We start from the raw sequence: 16187 nt of genomic DNA on the forward strand, positions 1-16187 counted from the left end.
TTTAAAAAAAATAAACTCATGAAAACCTTTTTTTATATTTTTCTTGTATGCCTTTCTACATCAGTATTCGCTCAAAAAAAGCCTTCAGATTATTTTAAAAATCCAAAGACGAAAGTTTTGGTGGTAGGCTCCTTTCATTTTGATTATCCAAATCTGGATGCCCATAAAACCAATAAAGAAGATCAGGTAGATGTACTTTCTCTCAAAACAGCAAAAGAAGTCACAGAACTGGTAGAATATATCAAAAGATTTAAGCCGACAAAGATTGCGATTGAGGCCTGGCCGGGCTGGAATGCCAATCAAAAGCTGAAGGAATACAGCGAAGGCAAACACCGTGACAAAAGAGATGAGCGTTATCAGCTTGCTATGAGAATAGCCAGTGAACTCAAAATAAACGAATTGTTCAGCATTGACGCAGAATCTATTCTGGATGACCTTGAAAAACATTTTGGGAAAACTGATTCTGCATTTTTTAAAAACCTCAGCAAGGATTATGATTTCAGAAGTGATGACCCGATCTCCCAACAGTTTACGGCCTTCTATAAGAGTGCTGAACCTAAAAATTTCAAATCTCTTCTGGACACTTTTACTTATATGAATTCCAAAGAAAGCCATCAGTACGGATACGGGGCCTATCTTAGCGGTGACTTTAAACTAAGAGAATATGACGGCGCCGATATGCTCGCACTTTACTGGTACAGCAGAAACCTGAGAATGTTCCGCAATATTCAAAACATTCCTCACAATGGAGAAGACAGAATTCTTGTGATTGCAGGAAATGGACATGCGGCGGTATTAAGACAGCTTTTTACCTCTTCCGCAGAATATGAATTCATTGAATTTTCTTCACTGAAATAAATAAAAAGACAGAGATTGAAGCTCTGTCTTTTTTTAATCAAAACTTCAGTCTTATATTAGAAGCTGAATTCAATTCTTACAAATAAGAACCTTCCGCCTATACCATACTGGGAAACCTGTCTGGAATAGACAAACTGGTTATCAGCCGTTAACGAGCTTATAGCAGGGCTTTTAGAAGGCAATATATTAAAGATATTATTACTTCCTACGGTTGCTGAAATATTTTTATTAAAATTGTAACCTACTGATAGATCTGTTATCACGCGTCGGTTAAGGATGAAATGCTCTGTACTTCCTGTTACACCATCAAAGTTAGCATCCACAACATCTGCATCGGTCACTTTACCAAAGAAAGAATTACGCAGTACGAAAGTAAAGCCGGAAACTCTTACCGTATTGCCCAATGTAGCTTTCACACGGGGTACAGCTTCTTCAAAATAGATTCTGTTCGGTTCTGAGAAATAATTATTGATCTGACTTACCAGTTTAGGAGACGCGTGGATATCCCCGATTCTTTTAGTCTGATTAAAATTGATTCCCAGATTATTCTCCAGGGAAATTCCTGATGAGATTTTTGAGTTCTGGGAAATGGTGATATCCAACCCTTTTGTCTGAGAATCTACTGCATTGGCAAAAAAGTTGGCAGCGCTGGCTCTGGCAAGATCAAAAGCATCCTGTAGAACGGCCTGATCCGAGCCAGGAGTAAAATTACCATCAGGGCGATAGAAGAGATCGGTCAGTACGACTCTGTCTTTAATCTTTATTAAATAAGCATCTGCTGTGAAAGTAAGGCTTAATGCCGGAATCTTCCAGGTAATTCCTGTGCTGTAGGATTGTGAGGTTTCCTGCTTTAATTTTGGAATACCCAATGCCTGTGCAGCCTCAGAATTATTTCTGAAAGTACCTACCTGCGTTGTCTTCCCCTGCTGAATCAGCGTAGAAGTAGAACTGTAATAGATTTGTGCTAATGAAGGTGCTCTGAACCCAGTAGAAACAGCTCCTCTCCAGTTGAGATTGGAAGCCAGTTTTACATTGGTTGCCACCTTATAATTGGATGTAGATCCGAAATCTGAATAATTCTCATACCGTACAGCTCCTTCCAATAACCATCTGTCCGTAATTTCCAGTTCTGCATCAGCATAAGCTGCAATACTGTTTCTGTTTCCGGAAACTGCATTTTCAGGACTGAAGCCGGGGAAAACCTGAGCTCCTGCGGGTCTTACATTTCCAAAAAAATCGGTTACTTTTTCATTTTCAGGGGTTTTTGCCGTTACTACCCTGCCATAGATATCGTAAGAAGCATAAGAGTTTTCCTTTCCGGCATTTACTTTATAATTTTCGTGTCGGTATTCACCACCAAACGCAATGTTCAACCCTTTCAGAACATCATATTTCTTAGAGAAATCAAGGTTGACGGTATTTTGTGAGAATTCAGATCCTCCGGCATCAAAGGTTCTTGGAGAACTATCTGTAAGTGATGCATTAAAAGTATTGACAACACCAAAACCGAAAACATTTTTCCCGAATGTATTACTGAAATCCACATTCCAGCCCTCCCATTTTCCTTTAATTCCGGCTGCAAGGGAATAATCATTTACAGTGGCTTCAATCTGAGGCAGATATCCGTTGGGAGTAACTGCATTGATATTCCTTTCATTATTTGGAAGCCTGTAAAATCCTCCTGCATTACCAAGACGGTAACTGTAGCCACCAAATGAATAAACCTTCCAATCCTCATTTACAGGAATTTCAGAATTGAAGAAGAGCTGTCCGGACTGCAGTTTAGACTGCCCTGCTCTCAAACTGAAATCTTTTCTCTCCAATCCTCTGTAATTAAGCTCCTCAGAGGTAAAATCTTTACCCAATATTTTTTGAAGCTCAGAAATGCTGTTTGCCCAGGAAATCTGAGATTGAAAATCAGGTGCGAAATATCCAACCTTAGTTGCATACTGCTTAATGGTATTGATGATTTGCTGAGTATTGGAAGTATTGGTAATGTTTTTATACAAGCCGTCAATATTCACTCCATCCTGTAATGCCCGGTAATTAATGGCATTATAGGCGTTGAAAATATCTCCTTCCCTCACTCCTGCTCTGGAATAAGGATCACGGTATTGCGCAGAACCTGTAATGTTAAAAAATCCGGATTTCCCTACTTTAGCGCCATAATTAAGGTCTACAGAAACAGTCTGTCCGTCTACCCCTCCGGAGAAATTATTGGCAACAGGTGAAGCATATCCGCCTAAAAATACCTGTCCGGAAAATCCAAGCCTTTTTTTCAGTCCCAGGTTTATCACTCCCGCAATAGCATCAGAACCATACTGGGCAGCAGCTCCATCCCTTAAAACTTCTATTTTTTCCAATGCAAAAGCAGGAATAGCATTAAGGTCGGTTCCCACAGAACCTCTTCCCGGCGTAAGGGTAACATTAATCAGTGAAGACTGATACCTTCTTTTTCCGTTGAGTAAAACCAAAACCTGATCTGGTCCTAATCCCCTCAACATTGCCGGATCCACAAAATCAGTTCCGTCATTTACAGTATTTGATGTGGATGAAAATGAAGGTACGATATAGTTTAAAGCCTGGCTGATATTATTCGTCGGGCTCTGTTTTAAAATTTTAGATATATTAATGATATCCACCGGAACAGGAGTATCCGTCAAAGATCTTCCGGAACCCCTTGATCCAAGGATGACCACATCTTCTATTTTCTTCGATTGTAAAGTGTCCGTCTGTGCGTAATAAAATGAAGAAATAAGCACGATAGAAGGAATAAAAATTTTTTTTTTGAAATTATGCATGTTTGTTGTGTACTTTTTTGTTGATGAAATTTGTTTTTTAAGCAATACAGATCCTGTAGCCCTAAATTGTAAGGTTACCATAGAATTCGAAATGTTTGTATTATTTTTTAGAAATAGAAAAGGCTAGAAACAACAACACATGCGCATGTAGAAATGGCATGAGAACATATCAGAGTAATGAAGGCTCACTTCATGATCTGAAGAATAAAAAATTACTGATGGAATGTGATTTCCCTTGTCTTTAAACATTTGATTTTAACTTTTAAAACAAAAATTCAAGATGGGAGTAATGATAGAAATGATAAACATTTTTTCCGGAAGATCCGGCTTATCGATTGCAGCACCTTGCTTGTTTTTGCAGGTTGCTATCCCATCTAGAGATTCTTGATAATTACCCGGCAAAGATATAATTATTTCCGAAATAAAAAAAATTTAGCCTAAATTTTCGATTTTCAACATTTTAGCGTAACAAATTATCTTTTTCAGCGTCTAACCGGATAACAGTAAAACATTATGAAAAAAACAATTTTCGCTTTATCCTTACTAAGCTCTGTTTTTGTTTTTTCACAAGAAAAAAATAATAAACCACAGGAAAAACAAATTGAAGGCGTAGTCATTACCAAAACTAAAAAAGCCGTTGAACAAAAAGCAGACCGTACTATTTTTGACTTTTCTGAGCAGCCTCAGCTGAATAACGGAAATGTTCTGGAAGGAATAAAAAAACTTCCGGGACTTGTATCTACCGATATTGCCGGGATGATGTATCAGGGAAAAATGCTGGAAGTATATCTTAACGGAAGACCTCTGAACATCACTTCCAATGAATTGAACTCCTTCCTTGAAGGGATGCCGGCCAATTCCGTAGAAAGAATTGAAGTGATCACGCAACCAGGTGCTGAGTTTCCGGCAACTTCCGGAGGTGCCATCATGAATATCATTACCAACAAAAATGCAAATAAATATTTAACCGCTACTTATTCAGGAAATTATTCTTTCACAAATTATGACCAATACAGAAGCAGAACTACGAATTCCGTTAATTTAAATGCAAGAAATAAATATTTCGGATGGCAGCTGAATGTGGGGCAGAATTACCGTGAAAGTATGCTGAATGGCCAGCAGGATGAGCTTCTAACAAGCCATACCGATAGATACGCACGCGGATATTTTGCAAAATCCGGATTAACTTTTGATCTGGGACAGGACAGGTTATTATTGAACTACGATATTTATCACAATAATAATGACAACTACACTTTAAGTGACGGGCATGGAGATTTACCGTTCAAGAGAAACCCGAAAGATTTAAAAGAAGCTTTTTATACTTCTTCTGACGTTGCCCATACCAATAATTTAAGACAGGAAGCAGTTGTAACCTATCAGAAGCGTTTTGCTGACAAATCTCAAAAACTGGATTTCCAGTTTGGGTATACAAGATCAGACAGCAAATTTTCTCAGGATAATTACTTTCAGGATGGGACGTTTGTAACTTTTCCCAATGAGCCTCTTGATAGCCCTACCAATGGATTAAAAGATATTCTGAATAATAAATCTGTGATGAATATTGCCAACTTCAAAGTAGATTACGCACAGCCGATCAAGCTTCTTGATGGTGGGAAAGTAAGTTTTGGAGGATTATATGAAAGGCAGGATTATGATACAGAAAGTTTTGGCCTGACCAATCTGGAATATCAGAGACAGACTGCTTCAACGTATTTAGAGTTTCAGGCTAAACTGAAAAAGTTTGATTTCACGTTGGGATCCCGTGCTGAAAATTATGATATTTCCGGGGTAACAAGATATTTTGATAAAGATGCAAAACTGGTAGAGGCTAATTTAATTCCCTTCAATAAATTTAAATTTTTCCCTAACGCAAGTGTACAGTATAACATGATGAATCAGGTTTATATTGCCGCAAATTACAACAGGAAAATCAGTCTGCCTAGTATTTCTGCCCTGAACCCGAATAACGTAACATTCTCGGGACCTAGTACAGAAGTAAATGGTAACCCGAATCTACAGCCTACTATTTTTGATAATTATGAATTGAAAATATCAGCTTTTGATTATGCGTTTATCGGGTATAGCGTAAGCTCAGCAAGCAATCAGGTAGCGCAGATCATCCGAAAAGACGGAAGAAAACTCTTCAATGAGCAGGTGAATATTTCCAATATGAAAATTCACAATTTCAATGTGGGATTACCGGTTCCTTTTATGATTTTCAGTAAGCCTTTGAGTGAAATCATGAAATTTAATTTCAATCCGGATAAAATTAACTTCATGTACTTATATGCAGGATATCAGAAGCATGAAATTGATAATCTGAACAATAAAGGGTTCTGGATCTTCAATATCATGACGCAGATTATTTTGCCTAAAGACATCAAACTGACAGCCAATTACAGCTATCTGACTCCAAAGGCAGGATATTTCTACTTTACTGCAGAGAAGCCGTTCAACAACTCGTTTGATATTACATTGACGAAGAAGTTTATGAACAACCGTCTGACACTTTCTGTTTTTGCAAACGATATTTTCAATGGACAGGTGATGCAGGTACGTTCTAATCCGCCATCAGGAAATCCGGTGATGATCTACAGCAAATACGACACAAGAAATTTCGGACTTTCCATCAACTATAAAATTCCGACGAGAAATAAATTGGCGAAAGAAGATCCGAATATTTTAAATCAGACCAAAAAAGAAGATACCGGAGGTGTAATGCAGCAGGCACAATAATCCTTCTTTGTAATAAAATAAAAATAGGCGGTAAATAATTACCTCCTATTTTTTTGAAGGTAAGTTTTAGCTAAAGCCAATGGATGGTTTTATAAAAGTAAAACGGGCTAAAGCCCGTTCCTATTGATATGTATTACTAATAAAATCGTGTTATTTTTGAAAATAGTAGTGACATTAGTGTTTACATTTACATCAGAAATCTACCGTCTGAAATCTCCAGTTCAGCGTGTCTACCAATGTCAGCTGATTTAAACTTACCGGAAGATCTGTTATGATTTTTAATACCTGAAGTGCCATCATACTGCCTATCATTCCGGGAAGAGCTCCCAAAACGCCAAGACTGTCACAATCCGGTACATCCTCATCGAAAGGCGGTTCCGGGAAAATATCTCTTAAGTTTTTACTTCCGTTATGATTAAACACAGCAACTTGGCCTGAAAATCCTAAGATACTTCCGTAAACCAGAGTTTTATTAAGTTTTATGCAGGTATCATTTACCAGGTATCTTGTTGTAAAATTGTCTGAACCATCAATAATAATATCATATTGAGCAAGGATTTCCTCAGCATTATCATTATTAATTTTTCCTTCAATTCCTATGAATGTAACCTGATGATTGATTTCTTTTACAAAGATTTCAGCACTTTTCACTTTGGATAATCCCACTCTGTTTTCGGTATGGACGATCTGCCGGTTCAGATTATGAAGTTCAACCTCATCAAAATCTGCAACACCCAAAGTTCCTACTCCTGCTGCGGCCAGATATTGAATAGCAGGACTTCCCAAACCTCCTGCCCCAATGACAAGAACTTTGGATGACCTTATTTTCTTTTGTCCTTCCAATCCAATCTCATCAATAAATATCTGCCGGCTGTACCGTGAAAAATAATCTTCTTTCATAGTTATCATTGAACCATTAAGATTCTTTAAGCTTTTAAGAATAGTTAAGTTGAACTTCGCTTGAAAAAGCTGTCTTAAAAATCTTTGATTTTTCTTAATTCAACTTCACTTCTTCAAAGTCATTAATGGTTTTAAAATTTTAAAATCCACTGTAAACAGAGTCCCAGTCTTTCATTACAGGATCATAGCCTGCTTTTTTGATCATTGTTTTAATCTCTTCCATACTTCGTTCGTCGCTGGTTTCAAACTGTTCTAAAGATTCTTTATCCACTGCATAACCACCAGGATTTGTTTTTGAACCCGCACTCATAGCAGTTGCTCCCAGAGAGACAATATTGTTTCTGAACACTTCATTTTCTCTGGTAGATATGGAAATCTCAAGGTCTTCATTCCAGATTCTGTAAGCACAGATCAGCTGAAGAAGATCTTTATCTTCCATGATAAAATTGGGTTCAATAATTCCTTCGGCAGGTCTGAGTCTTGGAAAGGAAACAGAAAATTTACTTTTCCAGTACTGTTTTTGAAGATAATCGATGTGTAAGGCATTGAAAAAGCTGTCTACTCTCCAATCTTCAAGCCCAAGCAGGACCCCCAACCCGATCTTATGAATTCCTGCTCTTCCTATCCTGTCGGGAGTTTCCAGACGAAAATGGAAATTTGATTTTTTACCTTTCGGATGGTACTCCCTGTAAACATCCTGATGATAGGTTTCCTGATAGACCAATACGGAATGTACCCCTTCATCATGAAGCAGTTTGTATTCATCTTCCATTAAAGGCTGAACTTCAATGGAAATATTGGAAAAATGTGGCTTTAACTTACGGACAGCATTCTGAAAATAAGGTACACCCACTATTTTATTGGCTTCACCGCTTACCAGTAATACATGATTCACTCCCATTAATTTCAGGACTGATGCTTCAATCATCAGCTCCGTATCAGAAAGGGTCTTCCTTTTCAGATTGTTATCAAGACTGAATCCGCAGTAGGTACAAATATTCTGGCATTCATTGCTGAGATACAGCGGTGCATACAACTGAATGGTTTTTCCGAATCGTTTCTGGGTAAGTGCCCTCGTCATCACTGCCATCATTTCAAGTTCCTGAGAAGCGGCTGGTGACAGAAGATTGAGGAAATCATCAATCGTTTTGTTTTTCTTCTGAAGACTGTATCTTACATCGGCCAGATTTACGTTTTCAAGCTTATTCTTCACTTCATCCCACTGATAGTTTTCAAAAACATCTTTAAAGCTTTTCATAATCCTGATTATTCAAATAAAAATGAAGTCAGCGGACTTGATGCTTCAGCATGGCTGGAAATGGCTCCCAACCCTGATTCAAAAGCTCTTCTTCCGGCAATCACACCTTCTTTGAAAGCAACAGCCATATTCAAAGGATTTCTGGCTACAGCAATGGCAGTATTCACCAAAACGGCATCTGCTCCCATTTCCATTGCTTTTGCGGCATCTGACGGCGCCCCGATTCCTGCATCTACCACTACAGGGACGTTGCTCTGGCTGATGATTATTTCAAGAAAATCCTGTGTTTTTAGTCCTTTATTCGTTCCAATAGGGGCACCCAAAGGCATTACGACAGCTGTTCCGGCGTCTTCAAGACGTTTGCACAAAACAGGATCAGCATGAATGTAAGGCATTACCACAAATCCAAGTTTGGCTAATTCTTCAGTGGCATATAAGGTTTCAATGGGATCCGGCAGTAAATATTTCGGATCCGGATGAATTTCCAGTTTTACCCAGTTCGTTTCCAGGGCTTCTCTGGCTAATTGTGCTGCAAGCACAGCTTCTTTTGCGGTTCTGGCTCCGGAGGTATTAGGCAGAAGATGAACATTCGTTCCTTTTAATGAGTCAAGCAGATCATCTTCATTGGATTGTGCATCAATTCTCTTTAAGGCCATTGTTACCATATTGGTTTCAGATGCCATGACAGATTGCACCATATCTCTCATACTTCCGAATTTTCCTGTTCCTAAAAACAGTCTGGATTCAAAAGTTCTTCCTGCTATTTCTAATTTCTGATGATTCATATCATTACTTTTTTTAGTTCATTTATAATCTCAGGCTGCTTTGTAATAAGCCCAGAAACGGCAACACCGTAAATTCCGATTTCCTGTAGCGGTAAAATATCTTCAGGATTAACACTCCCGATGGCAAATATTTTAGGGATCTCTATTGATTTTTCTTTTAACCCATCAATGATATCCCGATATCCTTCAAATCCAAGGACAGGACTTAACTTTTCTTTCGTGGTGGTAAATCTCAATGGTCCCAAACCGATATAGTCGCAGGATTCATTGATTCTCTGAATGACATCCGAAAGGGTATTGGCTGTTCCGCCAATAATTTTGTTTTCTCCCAGAATCAGTCTTGCTTCATCGACAGAACAGTCATCCAATCCTAAATGTACTCCGTCAGCATCTATTTCTTTAGCGATCTGTACATGGTCATTGATGATACAAACCGACTGATATGCAGAGCAAAGTTGTTTTGAAATTTCACAAAGACTGATTAATTCGTTTTCAGGCGCATTTTTCCATCGAACCTGTACCCATTTGATTCCATTATCCAAAGCGTTACGGATATGCTTTTCCTGTTCCTGTATTGTATTTCCCTGTGATATGTATTGTAATTTTTCCATGTTTCTATGAATGCGTTCCCAATAAAGAGGAATTGCTTTTTAAAAATTTTTCGATGTATAATTTCCCATTCCGACAGGCCGTTTCCATATTTTTCCCCTTCGCAAGTTCTGCTGTAATGGCAGAGGATAAAACACAGCCGGAACCATGCTTTGGAAAATAGGTTGTATTCCTTTCGGCTGGAGCTAAAAGAATCTCTTTTCCGTTTTCAACTAAAATATCTGTTCCCAAATGATCTTCTCTATGTCCTCCTTTGATCAGCAATGCGCATTGATGAGTGTCCGGCAGAAGATTATTTTCCTTTAAAACTGTGTATTCGTTATAATTAGGTGTAATCAAACTGAGTTTATGAACAATTTTTTTTAATTGAGGAAGAGTTTCAAGATCAAAAAAATTAAAGTTCGAAGTGCTTTTCAGAACAGGATCCCAAACGATTTTCACTTCAGGATTTCCTTTTTGAACTCTTTCCACAATTTTACCCAGAAATTCGGCACCCTTCACTATTCCAATTTTCACGGCTGAAACGAAATAATTTTCCATCAACACCAGAATAGCTTCAGTTACTTCATCTATGGGACGCCATTCTAAACTCAGGCATTTCGAAGCAGTTTGCAATGTTAATGCTGTACATACTCCAAGTCCTATCACTTTCGATTGCTCAAAAGTTTTAGTATCTGATAATAAACCTGCTCCGCCACTGGGATCGAAGCCTGCGATGCTTATGACATAAGGACGTTCCTGCATTTTTTGAATACTTTTAAGGGTTCTTCACTTTCCCAGATCGCACCCAATAGGGCTGCTCCATCTACATTTGATTCGAAAACTTCGGGAATATTATCCTGATCAATTCCTCCAAGGGCAATCAATTTGACATCCGGATTATTCCGGTGTTTTATTTCTTCCTTTATGGTAGAATCCAGTCCGTATCCTTTTTTCGATATACTTGGAAAGAACGGGCTTATGAAAGCATATTCCCATTCTTTATCCAAAGTATTATAGGTTGTGATATCATGTACCGAAGTTGAAAGGGTATTTTCTTTCACAAAAGACTTATCCATTTCTTCCTGCCGATCAATTTCCCTGAAATGAAACCTTGAAATCGTAAATTCCTTCCCAAGATCATAATACGTATGCAAAACCAGCTGTGAATGAAAGGTTTCATCAATCTGAGTGAGGAAATCAATCATTTCATTACGACTGATCCATGGTTTACGGATGTGAAGCAGGTCAAGACCTTCCTGAAACATCTGATTAATAAGATCAGTTTCGTTCGGAACAATCAATTCAGGAGTGATAACGAGGATCATATATAAATTTCTTTTCCTTTTTCGATGAATTCCTGTGATTTATCCAGCATCCCTTTTTCTGCAGATTCACGGATCTCCTGGGTAATTTTCATCGAGCAGAATTTTGGTCCGCACATTGAACAGAAATGGGCAATTTTTGCTCCTTCTGCCGGAAGGGTTTCATCATGATATGCTCTTGCTGTTTCCGGGTCTAATGACAGATTGAACTGATCTTCCCATCTGAATTCAAACCTTGCCTTACTTAATGCATTATCTCTGTATTGTGCGCCCGGATGACCTTTTGCCAAATCTGCCGCATGCGCTGCCAGTTTATAAGTTATTACTCCAACTTTGACATCATCCTTATTCGGAAGCCCCAAATGTTCTTTTGGAGTTACATAGCAAAGCATGGCACAGCCAAACCATCCGATCATCGCAGCCCCGATCCCTGAAGTAATATGATCATAACCCGGTGCAATATCCGTGGTTAAAGGGCCTAAGGTATAAAATGGAGCTTCATGGCATTCCTTCAGCTGTTTATCCATATTTTCTTTGATCATATGCATTGGTACGTGCCCGGGACCTTCAATCATTACCTGTACATTATGTTTCCAGGCAATTTTGGTCAGTTCACCTAAAGTTTCCAGTTCTGCAAACTGCGCTGCATCATTGGCATCTGCAATAGATCCCGGACGAAGACCGTCTCCCAGAGAGAAAGCCACGTCGTACTTCTTCATGATTTCACAGATCTCCTCAAAATGGGTATACAGAAAACTTTCTTTATGATGGAATAAACACCATTTTGCCATAATTGATCCTCCTCTGGATACAATTCCGGTTACTCTGTTGGCTGTCAGATGAATATATCTTAGCAAAACGCCTGCGTGGATGGTAAAATAGGAAACTCCCTGTTCAGCCTGTTCAATCAGCGTATCTCTGAAGATTTCCCATGTAAGATCTTCAGGAACACCTTTTACTTTTTCCAATGCCTGATAGATTGGAACGGTACCAATCGGAACCGGACTGTTTCTGATGATCCATTCTCTTGTTTCGTGAATATTTTTACCGGTGGAAAGGTCCATAATGGTATCAGCTCCCCATCGGCAGGCCCAGACTGCTTTTTCTACTTCTTCTTCAATACTGGATGAAACGGCACTGTTTCCGATATTCGCATTGATCTTTACCAGGAAATTTCTCCCGATAATCATAGGTTCGCTTTCGGGGTGGTTGATGTTATTGGGAATAATAGCTCTTCCGGCAGCAATTTCGTCTCTTACAAATTCCGGGGTGATCTTACCTTTCGGAGTATTGGCTCCAAAGCTGTGTCCGGCATGCTGAAATGCCATTTCTTTTGATACGGATTCAAGCTGCTCTATTCTTTGATTTTCTCTGATGGCAACATACTCCATTTCCGGGGTAATGATTCCCTGTTTGGCATAATAAAGCTGGGTCAGTTCTTTGCCATCCTTTGCCACTTTGGGTTTATGATCATAGGAAAACCTTAGTTCATCCAGACGAGGATCGGCTAAACGGGCTTTGCCGTATTCAGATGTAATTCCGTCTAAGATATTCACATCATTTCTATCCAGAATCCATTGTTCTCTGATTCTTGGAAGCCCTTTCTGAATATCAATAACTGCATTTTCATCGGTATAAGGCCCCGAAGTGTCATAAATGGTTACCGGAGCATTATGTTCAAAGCCGCCATTGGTCAATTTTGTGGGGCTAAGCTGTATTTCACGCATGGCTACATTGATAGGGTGTAATTTTCCTTCAACATAGATTTTCTTTGAGTTCGGAAATGGCGAACATGTAATGGAGTGAGCCATAAGTATTGGTATTAAATATGAGAATTAACCGCCCTGAGTGGCGGTAATGATTAACACTGAATCGTTATTGTTGAGGATGGTTTCCGCCCAGACTGACAGCGGAATAATTCGGTTGTTGAGCGCTACAGCAATACCTTTTTTCTTTCCGGGTAACTCAATAGCCAGTAATGCTTCCAGGTTTGCAGGAAGTACATCAAATGTTTTTCGGGTGTGGTTGATTATAAGTTCCATTCCTAATAAATTAAATATACTTTAGGAATGGCCATTATTGTACAATAGAATGTACAGCAAAAGTCATCTACTTTTCCCTACGCTGGTATGATCCAGATCAGGTTCAAAGGGTAAAGTCTCAGTCTGTTGGTAACAGACACCCCTAAAGTTGGGAACGAAGTTAGACATTTTTTTAGAATGGGCAAAATCTGAAATGATATTAAAGAAAAAGTCCATCTCAAAATTGAGACGGACGTTTATGTTTTCCTTTAATTAACTAAAAATCTTTAGTTATTCCTCACAAGCTCTCCAGATCGTATCATTCTGCGGCACGGGAGCTGTTATTTCAATATTTTCTTTGGTAACAGGGTGAATAAACTCCAGCTTTCTGGCGTGAAGATTGATTCCTCCGTCAGGGTTGGAACGTGGTGCTCCATATTTCAGATCACCTTTAATCGGAACTCCTGTTTTGGATAACTGAGCTCTGATCTGATGATGTCTTCCTGTTTCAAGGTCAATTTCCAACAACAAATAATTGTCTAATGTTTTGATCACATGATAGGTAAGAATAGCTTCTTTGGCTCCTTCCGTAGCTTTTGAAAAAACAATGGCTTTATTATTTTTTTCGTTTTTCTTTAAATAATGCACCAGTCTCTGGCTTTGCGGAATCATTTCTTTTCCAACAACTGCCCAATATGTTTTTTTGACTTCACGGTTTTTCACCATCTGTGTCAAACGGGAAAGTGCTTTGGAAGTTTTTGCATAGATCACCAGCCCTGATGTGGGACGGTCTATACGATGAACCAAGCCGAGAAAAACATTTCCCGGCTTAGCATCTCTTATTTTTATAAAGTTCTTGATGGATTCTAATAGTGATTCATCGCCGGTCTTATCGCCCTGTACAAGCTGACCGACCTTTTTATTAATCACCAGAAGATGGTTGTCTTCATATATAATCTGCTCCTTCATACTTGTTCAGTCTATCTTCTTCTGTTGGATAATGACAGGATAATCCCTGCCAGAAGGCCTACCGTTTTAACAGCTGAAAGTTTTGAGCCTTCCGGAATAAATGCTCCGAATACACAGATAGCCGCTGCAGCATACATTGCATAGACAAAATTCTTATTGGTAAGCAGTGGAGCCTGAATAAAAAAGCTTGCTCCTATCAGAACATAAAATACTTTTCTTGAAAGCAAATGATTGATTTCCGGGGAAAATAAATTAAACCATCCCACAGCCAGACAAATCAAAGCTGCAATAGATAATATTCCCTGAATAGATTGTTGGTTCTGCATGGATTAATAGCTTTCGTTTTCGTTTGGAAACTCTACATTTTTCACATCTTTCACGTATTGAGAAACGGCTCCTGTAATTTCTGTGTAAAGGTCGAGATATCTTCTTAAGAATTTCGGGCTGAAACCTTTGTTCATTCCCACCATATCATGATACACCAAAACCTGTCCGTCGCAATCTGCACCTGCACCGATTCCAATGGTTGGAATAGAGATGCTTTCAGTTACTTTCTTAGCTAAATCAGCAGGAATTTTTTCCAACACAATAGAAAAACAGCCAAGCTCTTCCAGAAGCTGAGCATCAGCAATCAGTTTTTCAGCTTCTGCTTCTTCTTTAGCTCTTACTTTATACGTTCCAAATTTATAGATAGACTGTGGTGTTAATCCCAAATGTCCCATTACCGGAATTCCGGCATTGATAATTTTTTTGATTGACTTGGAGATTTCTTTTCCACCTTCAATTTTCACAGCATGCGCTCCACCTTCTTTCATCATTCTTACCGCAGATTCCAATGCTTTTTCAGGATTACTCTGATAAGTTCCGAAAGGTAAATCCGCTACCACCAAAGCTCTGTCGGTTCCTCTTACCACACTTTGAGCATGATAGATCATTTGATCCAGCGTAATAGGCAATGTAGTTTCAAAACCAGCCATTACATTCGCTGCAGAGTCTCCAATTAAAATAGCATCTACTCCACCAGCATCTACCATCTTGGCAGTGGTAAAATCATAGGCTGTAAGCATTGTTATTTTCTCCTTGTCGAATTTCATTTTACGCAAGGTTTCAGTCGTAACTTTTTTAATTTCAGAGTGAACAGACATAATTTATCTATTTTTAAAAGTTAAAAAGTCGGCCTTGAGCCGACTTAAGTTTTTGTATGATTTATAAAACTACGTGACCGAGTTTCATGAGTTTGTCGTGATTTAGAATCTTGATATTTCTTCCGTCCACTTCAATCAGACTATCCTGTTTGAATTCTGAGATCAGACGGATGGCACTTTCTGTAGCAGTACCGATAATATTAGCAATTTCTTCTCTCGTTAATGAGATCTTGATGAAACCTTCAGGATCTACGCCCAGTTTCTGTTCCAGAAGCAGCAGAATTTCTGCCAGTCTTTCTCTTACTGTTTTCTGTGCAAGGAAAGTAATGGTGTTGGAAGATTCTCCTAATTCATAAGAAATTTTCTGAAGCATTACGAAGGACAACTGTGGATCTACTTCCAGAAGATACATGAAAATATCTGCAGGTAAGAAAACACATTCAATATCCGTCATTGCTTCTGCTTTGGCCTGGAAGTTTTCCCCGCAAAGCAAAGAACGATAGCCGATGATATCCCCTTCTTTGATAAATCTTAAAATCTGATCTTTCCCGAAAGCTCCTGACTTTGAAAGTTTGGCAGCACCTTTTTCCAGGACAAACACTCCTTTTGGAGTTTCCCCATCCTCGAAAATAGTTTCATGTTTCTGAAAACTCAGTTTCTTTTTGCCATTAATATATTTTTCAAAATCTGCGCTAGAAAGTCTTTCTTTAAATGATTTATCATTAAAAACTCTGGCGAACCTCTCTTCAATTGCTATCTGTTGTTCCTGCGGCATTTTATATGATATTTATCACAAAA

Annotated in this window: 15 protein-coding genes and 2 riboswitches; of the genes, 2 read left to right on the forward strand and 13 right to left on the reverse strand. The window is 38.7% G+C overall.

Going from position 1 to position 16187, the window contains the following annotated elements:
- Positions 1–18 precede the first annotated feature (18 nt).
- On the forward strand, positions 19–858 hold the full coding sequence (locus DEU40_RS11075) for a DUF5694 domain-containing protein (RefSeq protein ID WP_110009891.1): 840 nt from the start codon (positions 19–21) through the stop codon (positions 856–858).
- A 56-nt stretch (positions 859–914) separates the two neighbouring features.
- On the opposite strand, the gene DEU40_RS11080 is transcribed toward DEU40_RS11075, so the two are convergent.
- Entirely contained in the window at positions 915–3659 is a 2745-nt protein-coding gene (locus DEU40_RS11080; RefSeq protein ID WP_228406500.1) for a TonB-dependent receptor plug domain-containing protein, read from the reverse strand.
- 298 nt (positions 3660–3957) lie between these two features.
- Positions 3958–4055: riboswitch (SAM-I-IV-variant riboswitch) on the reverse strand.
- A gap of 117 nt (positions 4056–4172) precedes the next feature.
- On the opposite strand from DEU40_RS11080, the gene DEU40_RS11085 reads away from it, so the two are divergent.
- Positions 4173–6398, forward strand: coding sequence for a TonB-dependent receptor domain-containing protein (locus DEU40_RS11085; protein WP_110009893.1), 2226 nt, complete (start codon positions 4173–4175; stop codon positions 6396–6398).
- A 192-nt stretch (positions 6399–6590) separates the two neighbouring features.
- Here the strand turns inward: DEU40_RS11085 and DEU40_RS11090 are convergent, their stop codons facing one another.
- The 12 genes from DEU40_RS11090 to DEU40_RS11145 form a co-directional block, all read right to left on the reverse strand.
- Entirely contained in the window at positions 6591–7298 is a 708-nt protein-coding gene (locus DEU40_RS11090) for a HesA/MoeB/ThiF family protein (protein ID WP_110009894.1), read from the reverse strand.
- 139 nt (positions 7299–7437) lie between these two features.
- The gene (thiH, locus tag DEU40_RS11095) at positions 7438–8556 is read right to left on the reverse strand and encodes a 2-iminoacetate synthase ThiH (protein ID WP_110009895.1); all 1119 of its coding nucleotides are present in this window, start codon (positions 8554–8556) and stop codon (positions 7438–7440) included.
- Between the two features lie 8 nt (positions 8557–8564).
- Positions 8565–9341, reverse strand: coding sequence for a thiazole synthase (locus DEU40_RS11100; RefSeq protein WP_110009896.1), 777 nt, complete (start codon positions 9339–9341; stop codon positions 8565–8567).
- Entirely contained in the window at positions 9338–9952 is a 615-nt protein-coding gene (locus DEU40_RS11105) for a thiamine phosphate synthase (protein WP_110009897.1), read from the reverse strand. The genes DEU40_RS11100 and DEU40_RS11105 overlap by 4 nt, the downstream gene beginning before the upstream one ends.
- A 4-nt stretch (positions 9953–9956) precedes the next feature.
- Entirely contained in the window at positions 9957–10694 is a 738-nt protein-coding gene (locus tag DEU40_RS11110; RefSeq protein WP_110009898.1) for a hydroxymethylpyrimidine/phosphomethylpyrimidine kinase, read from the reverse strand.
- Positions 10670–11257, reverse strand: coding sequence for a thiamine phosphate synthase (locus DEU40_RS11115; RefSeq protein WP_110009899.1), 588 nt, complete (start codon positions 11255–11257; stop codon positions 10670–10672). Before DEU40_RS11115 ends, DEU40_RS11110 begins: the two co-directional genes overlap by 25 nt.
- Positions 11254–13065 (reverse strand): phosphomethylpyrimidine synthase ThiC, encoded by a 1812-nt coding sequence (gene thiC, locus DEU40_RS11120; RefSeq protein ID WP_110009900.1) that lies wholly within the window; start codon positions 13063–13065, stop codon positions 11254–11256. Before thiC ends, DEU40_RS11115 begins: the two co-directional genes overlap by 4 nt.
- A gap of 24 nt (positions 13066–13089) precedes the next feature.
- Positions 13090–13296 carry a sulfur carrier protein ThiS gene (gene thiS, locus DEU40_RS11125; RefSeq protein WP_047377339.1) on the reverse strand — a complete coding sequence of 69 codons (207 nt, stop codon included), beginning with the start codon at positions 13294–13296 and terminating at the stop codon, positions 13090–13092.
- A gap of 57 nt (positions 13297–13353) precedes the next feature.
- A riboswitch (TPP riboswitch) is annotated at positions 13354–13450 on the reverse strand.
- A 116-nt stretch (positions 13451–13566) separates the two neighbouring features.
- A complete protein-coding gene (locus DEU40_RS11130; protein ID WP_110009901.1) occupies positions 13567–14244 on the reverse strand; it encodes an RluA family pseudouridine synthase in 678 nt (225 codons plus the stop codon).
- Positions 14245–14255: 11 nt separating this feature from the next.
- Complete coding sequence (locus DEU40_RS11135; protein WP_047377337.1) at positions 14256–14570, reverse strand: hypothetical protein; 315 nt, start codon at positions 14568–14570, stop codon at positions 14256–14258.
- 3 nt (positions 14571–14573) lie between these two features.
- On the reverse strand, positions 14574–15389 hold the full coding sequence (panB, locus tag DEU40_RS11140) for a 3-methyl-2-oxobutanoate hydroxymethyltransferase (protein WP_110009902.1): 816 nt from the start codon (positions 15387–15389) through the stop codon (positions 14574–14576).
- A gap of 61 nt (positions 15390–15450) precedes the next feature.
- On the reverse strand, positions 15451–16164 hold the full coding sequence (locus DEU40_RS11145; protein ID WP_047424695.1) for a Crp/Fnr family transcriptional regulator: 714 nt from the start codon (positions 16162–16164) through the stop codon (positions 15451–15453).
- Between the last annotated feature and the right edge of the window lie 23 nt (positions 16165–16187).

This window comes from Chryseobacterium sp. AG844 (assembly GCF_003182335.1).
GTDB lineage: Bacteria > Bacteroidota > Bacteroidia > Flavobacteriales > Weeksellaceae > Chryseobacterium > Chryseobacterium cupriresistens.

Excerpts from the sequence above, each read along its gene's own strand:
- DEU40_RS11075 (WP_110009891.1), top strand. The coding sequence starts at position 19 with ATGAAAACCTTTTTTTATATTTTTCTTGTATGCCTTTCTACATCAGTA.
- DEU40_RS11080 (WP_228406500.1), bottom strand. The coding sequence starts at position 3,659 with ATGCATAATTTCAAAAAAAAAATTTTTATTCCTTCTATCGTGCTTATT.
- DEU40_RS11085 (WP_110009893.1), top strand. The coding sequence starts at position 4,173 with ATGAAAAAAACAATTTTCGCTTTATCCTTACTAAGCTCTGTTTTTGTT.
- DEU40_RS11090 (WP_110009894.1), bottom strand. The coding sequence starts at position 7,298 with ATGAAAGAAGATTATTTTTCACGGTACAGCCGGCAGATATTTATTGAT.
- thiH (WP_110009895.1), bottom strand. The coding sequence starts at position 8,556 with ATGAAAAGCTTTAAAGATGTTTTTGAAAACTATCAGTGGGATGAAGTG.
- DEU40_RS11100 (WP_110009896.1), bottom strand. The coding sequence starts at position 9,341 with ATGAATCATCAGAAATTAGAAATAGCAGGAAGAACTTTTGAATCCAGA.
- DEU40_RS11105 (WP_110009897.1), bottom strand. The coding sequence starts at position 9,952 with ATGGAAAAATTACAATACATATCACAGGGAAATACAATACAGGAACAG.
- DEU40_RS11110 (WP_110009898.1), bottom strand. The coding sequence starts at position 10,694 with ATGCAGGAACGTCCTTATGTCATAAGCATCGCAGGCTTCGATCCCAGT.
- DEU40_RS11115 (WP_110009899.1), bottom strand. The coding sequence starts at position 11,257 with ATGATCCTCGTTATCACTCCTGAATTGATTGTTCCGAACGAAACTGAT.
- thiC (WP_110009900.1), bottom strand. The coding sequence starts at position 13,065 with ATGGCTCACTCCATTACATGTTCGCCATTTCCGAACTCAAAGAAAATC.
- thiS (WP_047377339.1), bottom strand. The coding sequence starts at position 13,296 with ATGGAACTTATAATCAACCACACCCGAAAAACATTTGATGTACTTCCT.
- DEU40_RS11130 (WP_110009901.1), bottom strand. The coding sequence starts at position 14,244 with ATGAAGGAGCAGATTATATATGAAGACAACCATCTTCTGGTGATTAAT.
- DEU40_RS11135 (WP_047377337.1), bottom strand. The coding sequence starts at position 14,570 with ATGCAGAACCAACAATCTATTCAGGGAATATTATCTATTGCAGCTTTG.
- panB (WP_110009902.1), bottom strand. The coding sequence starts at position 15,389 with ATGTCTGTTCACTCTGAAATTAAAAAAGTTACGACTGAAACCTTGCGT.
- DEU40_RS11145 (WP_047424695.1), bottom strand. The coding sequence starts at position 16,164 with ATGCCGCAGGAACAACAGATAGCAATTGAAGAGAGGTTCGCCAGAGTT.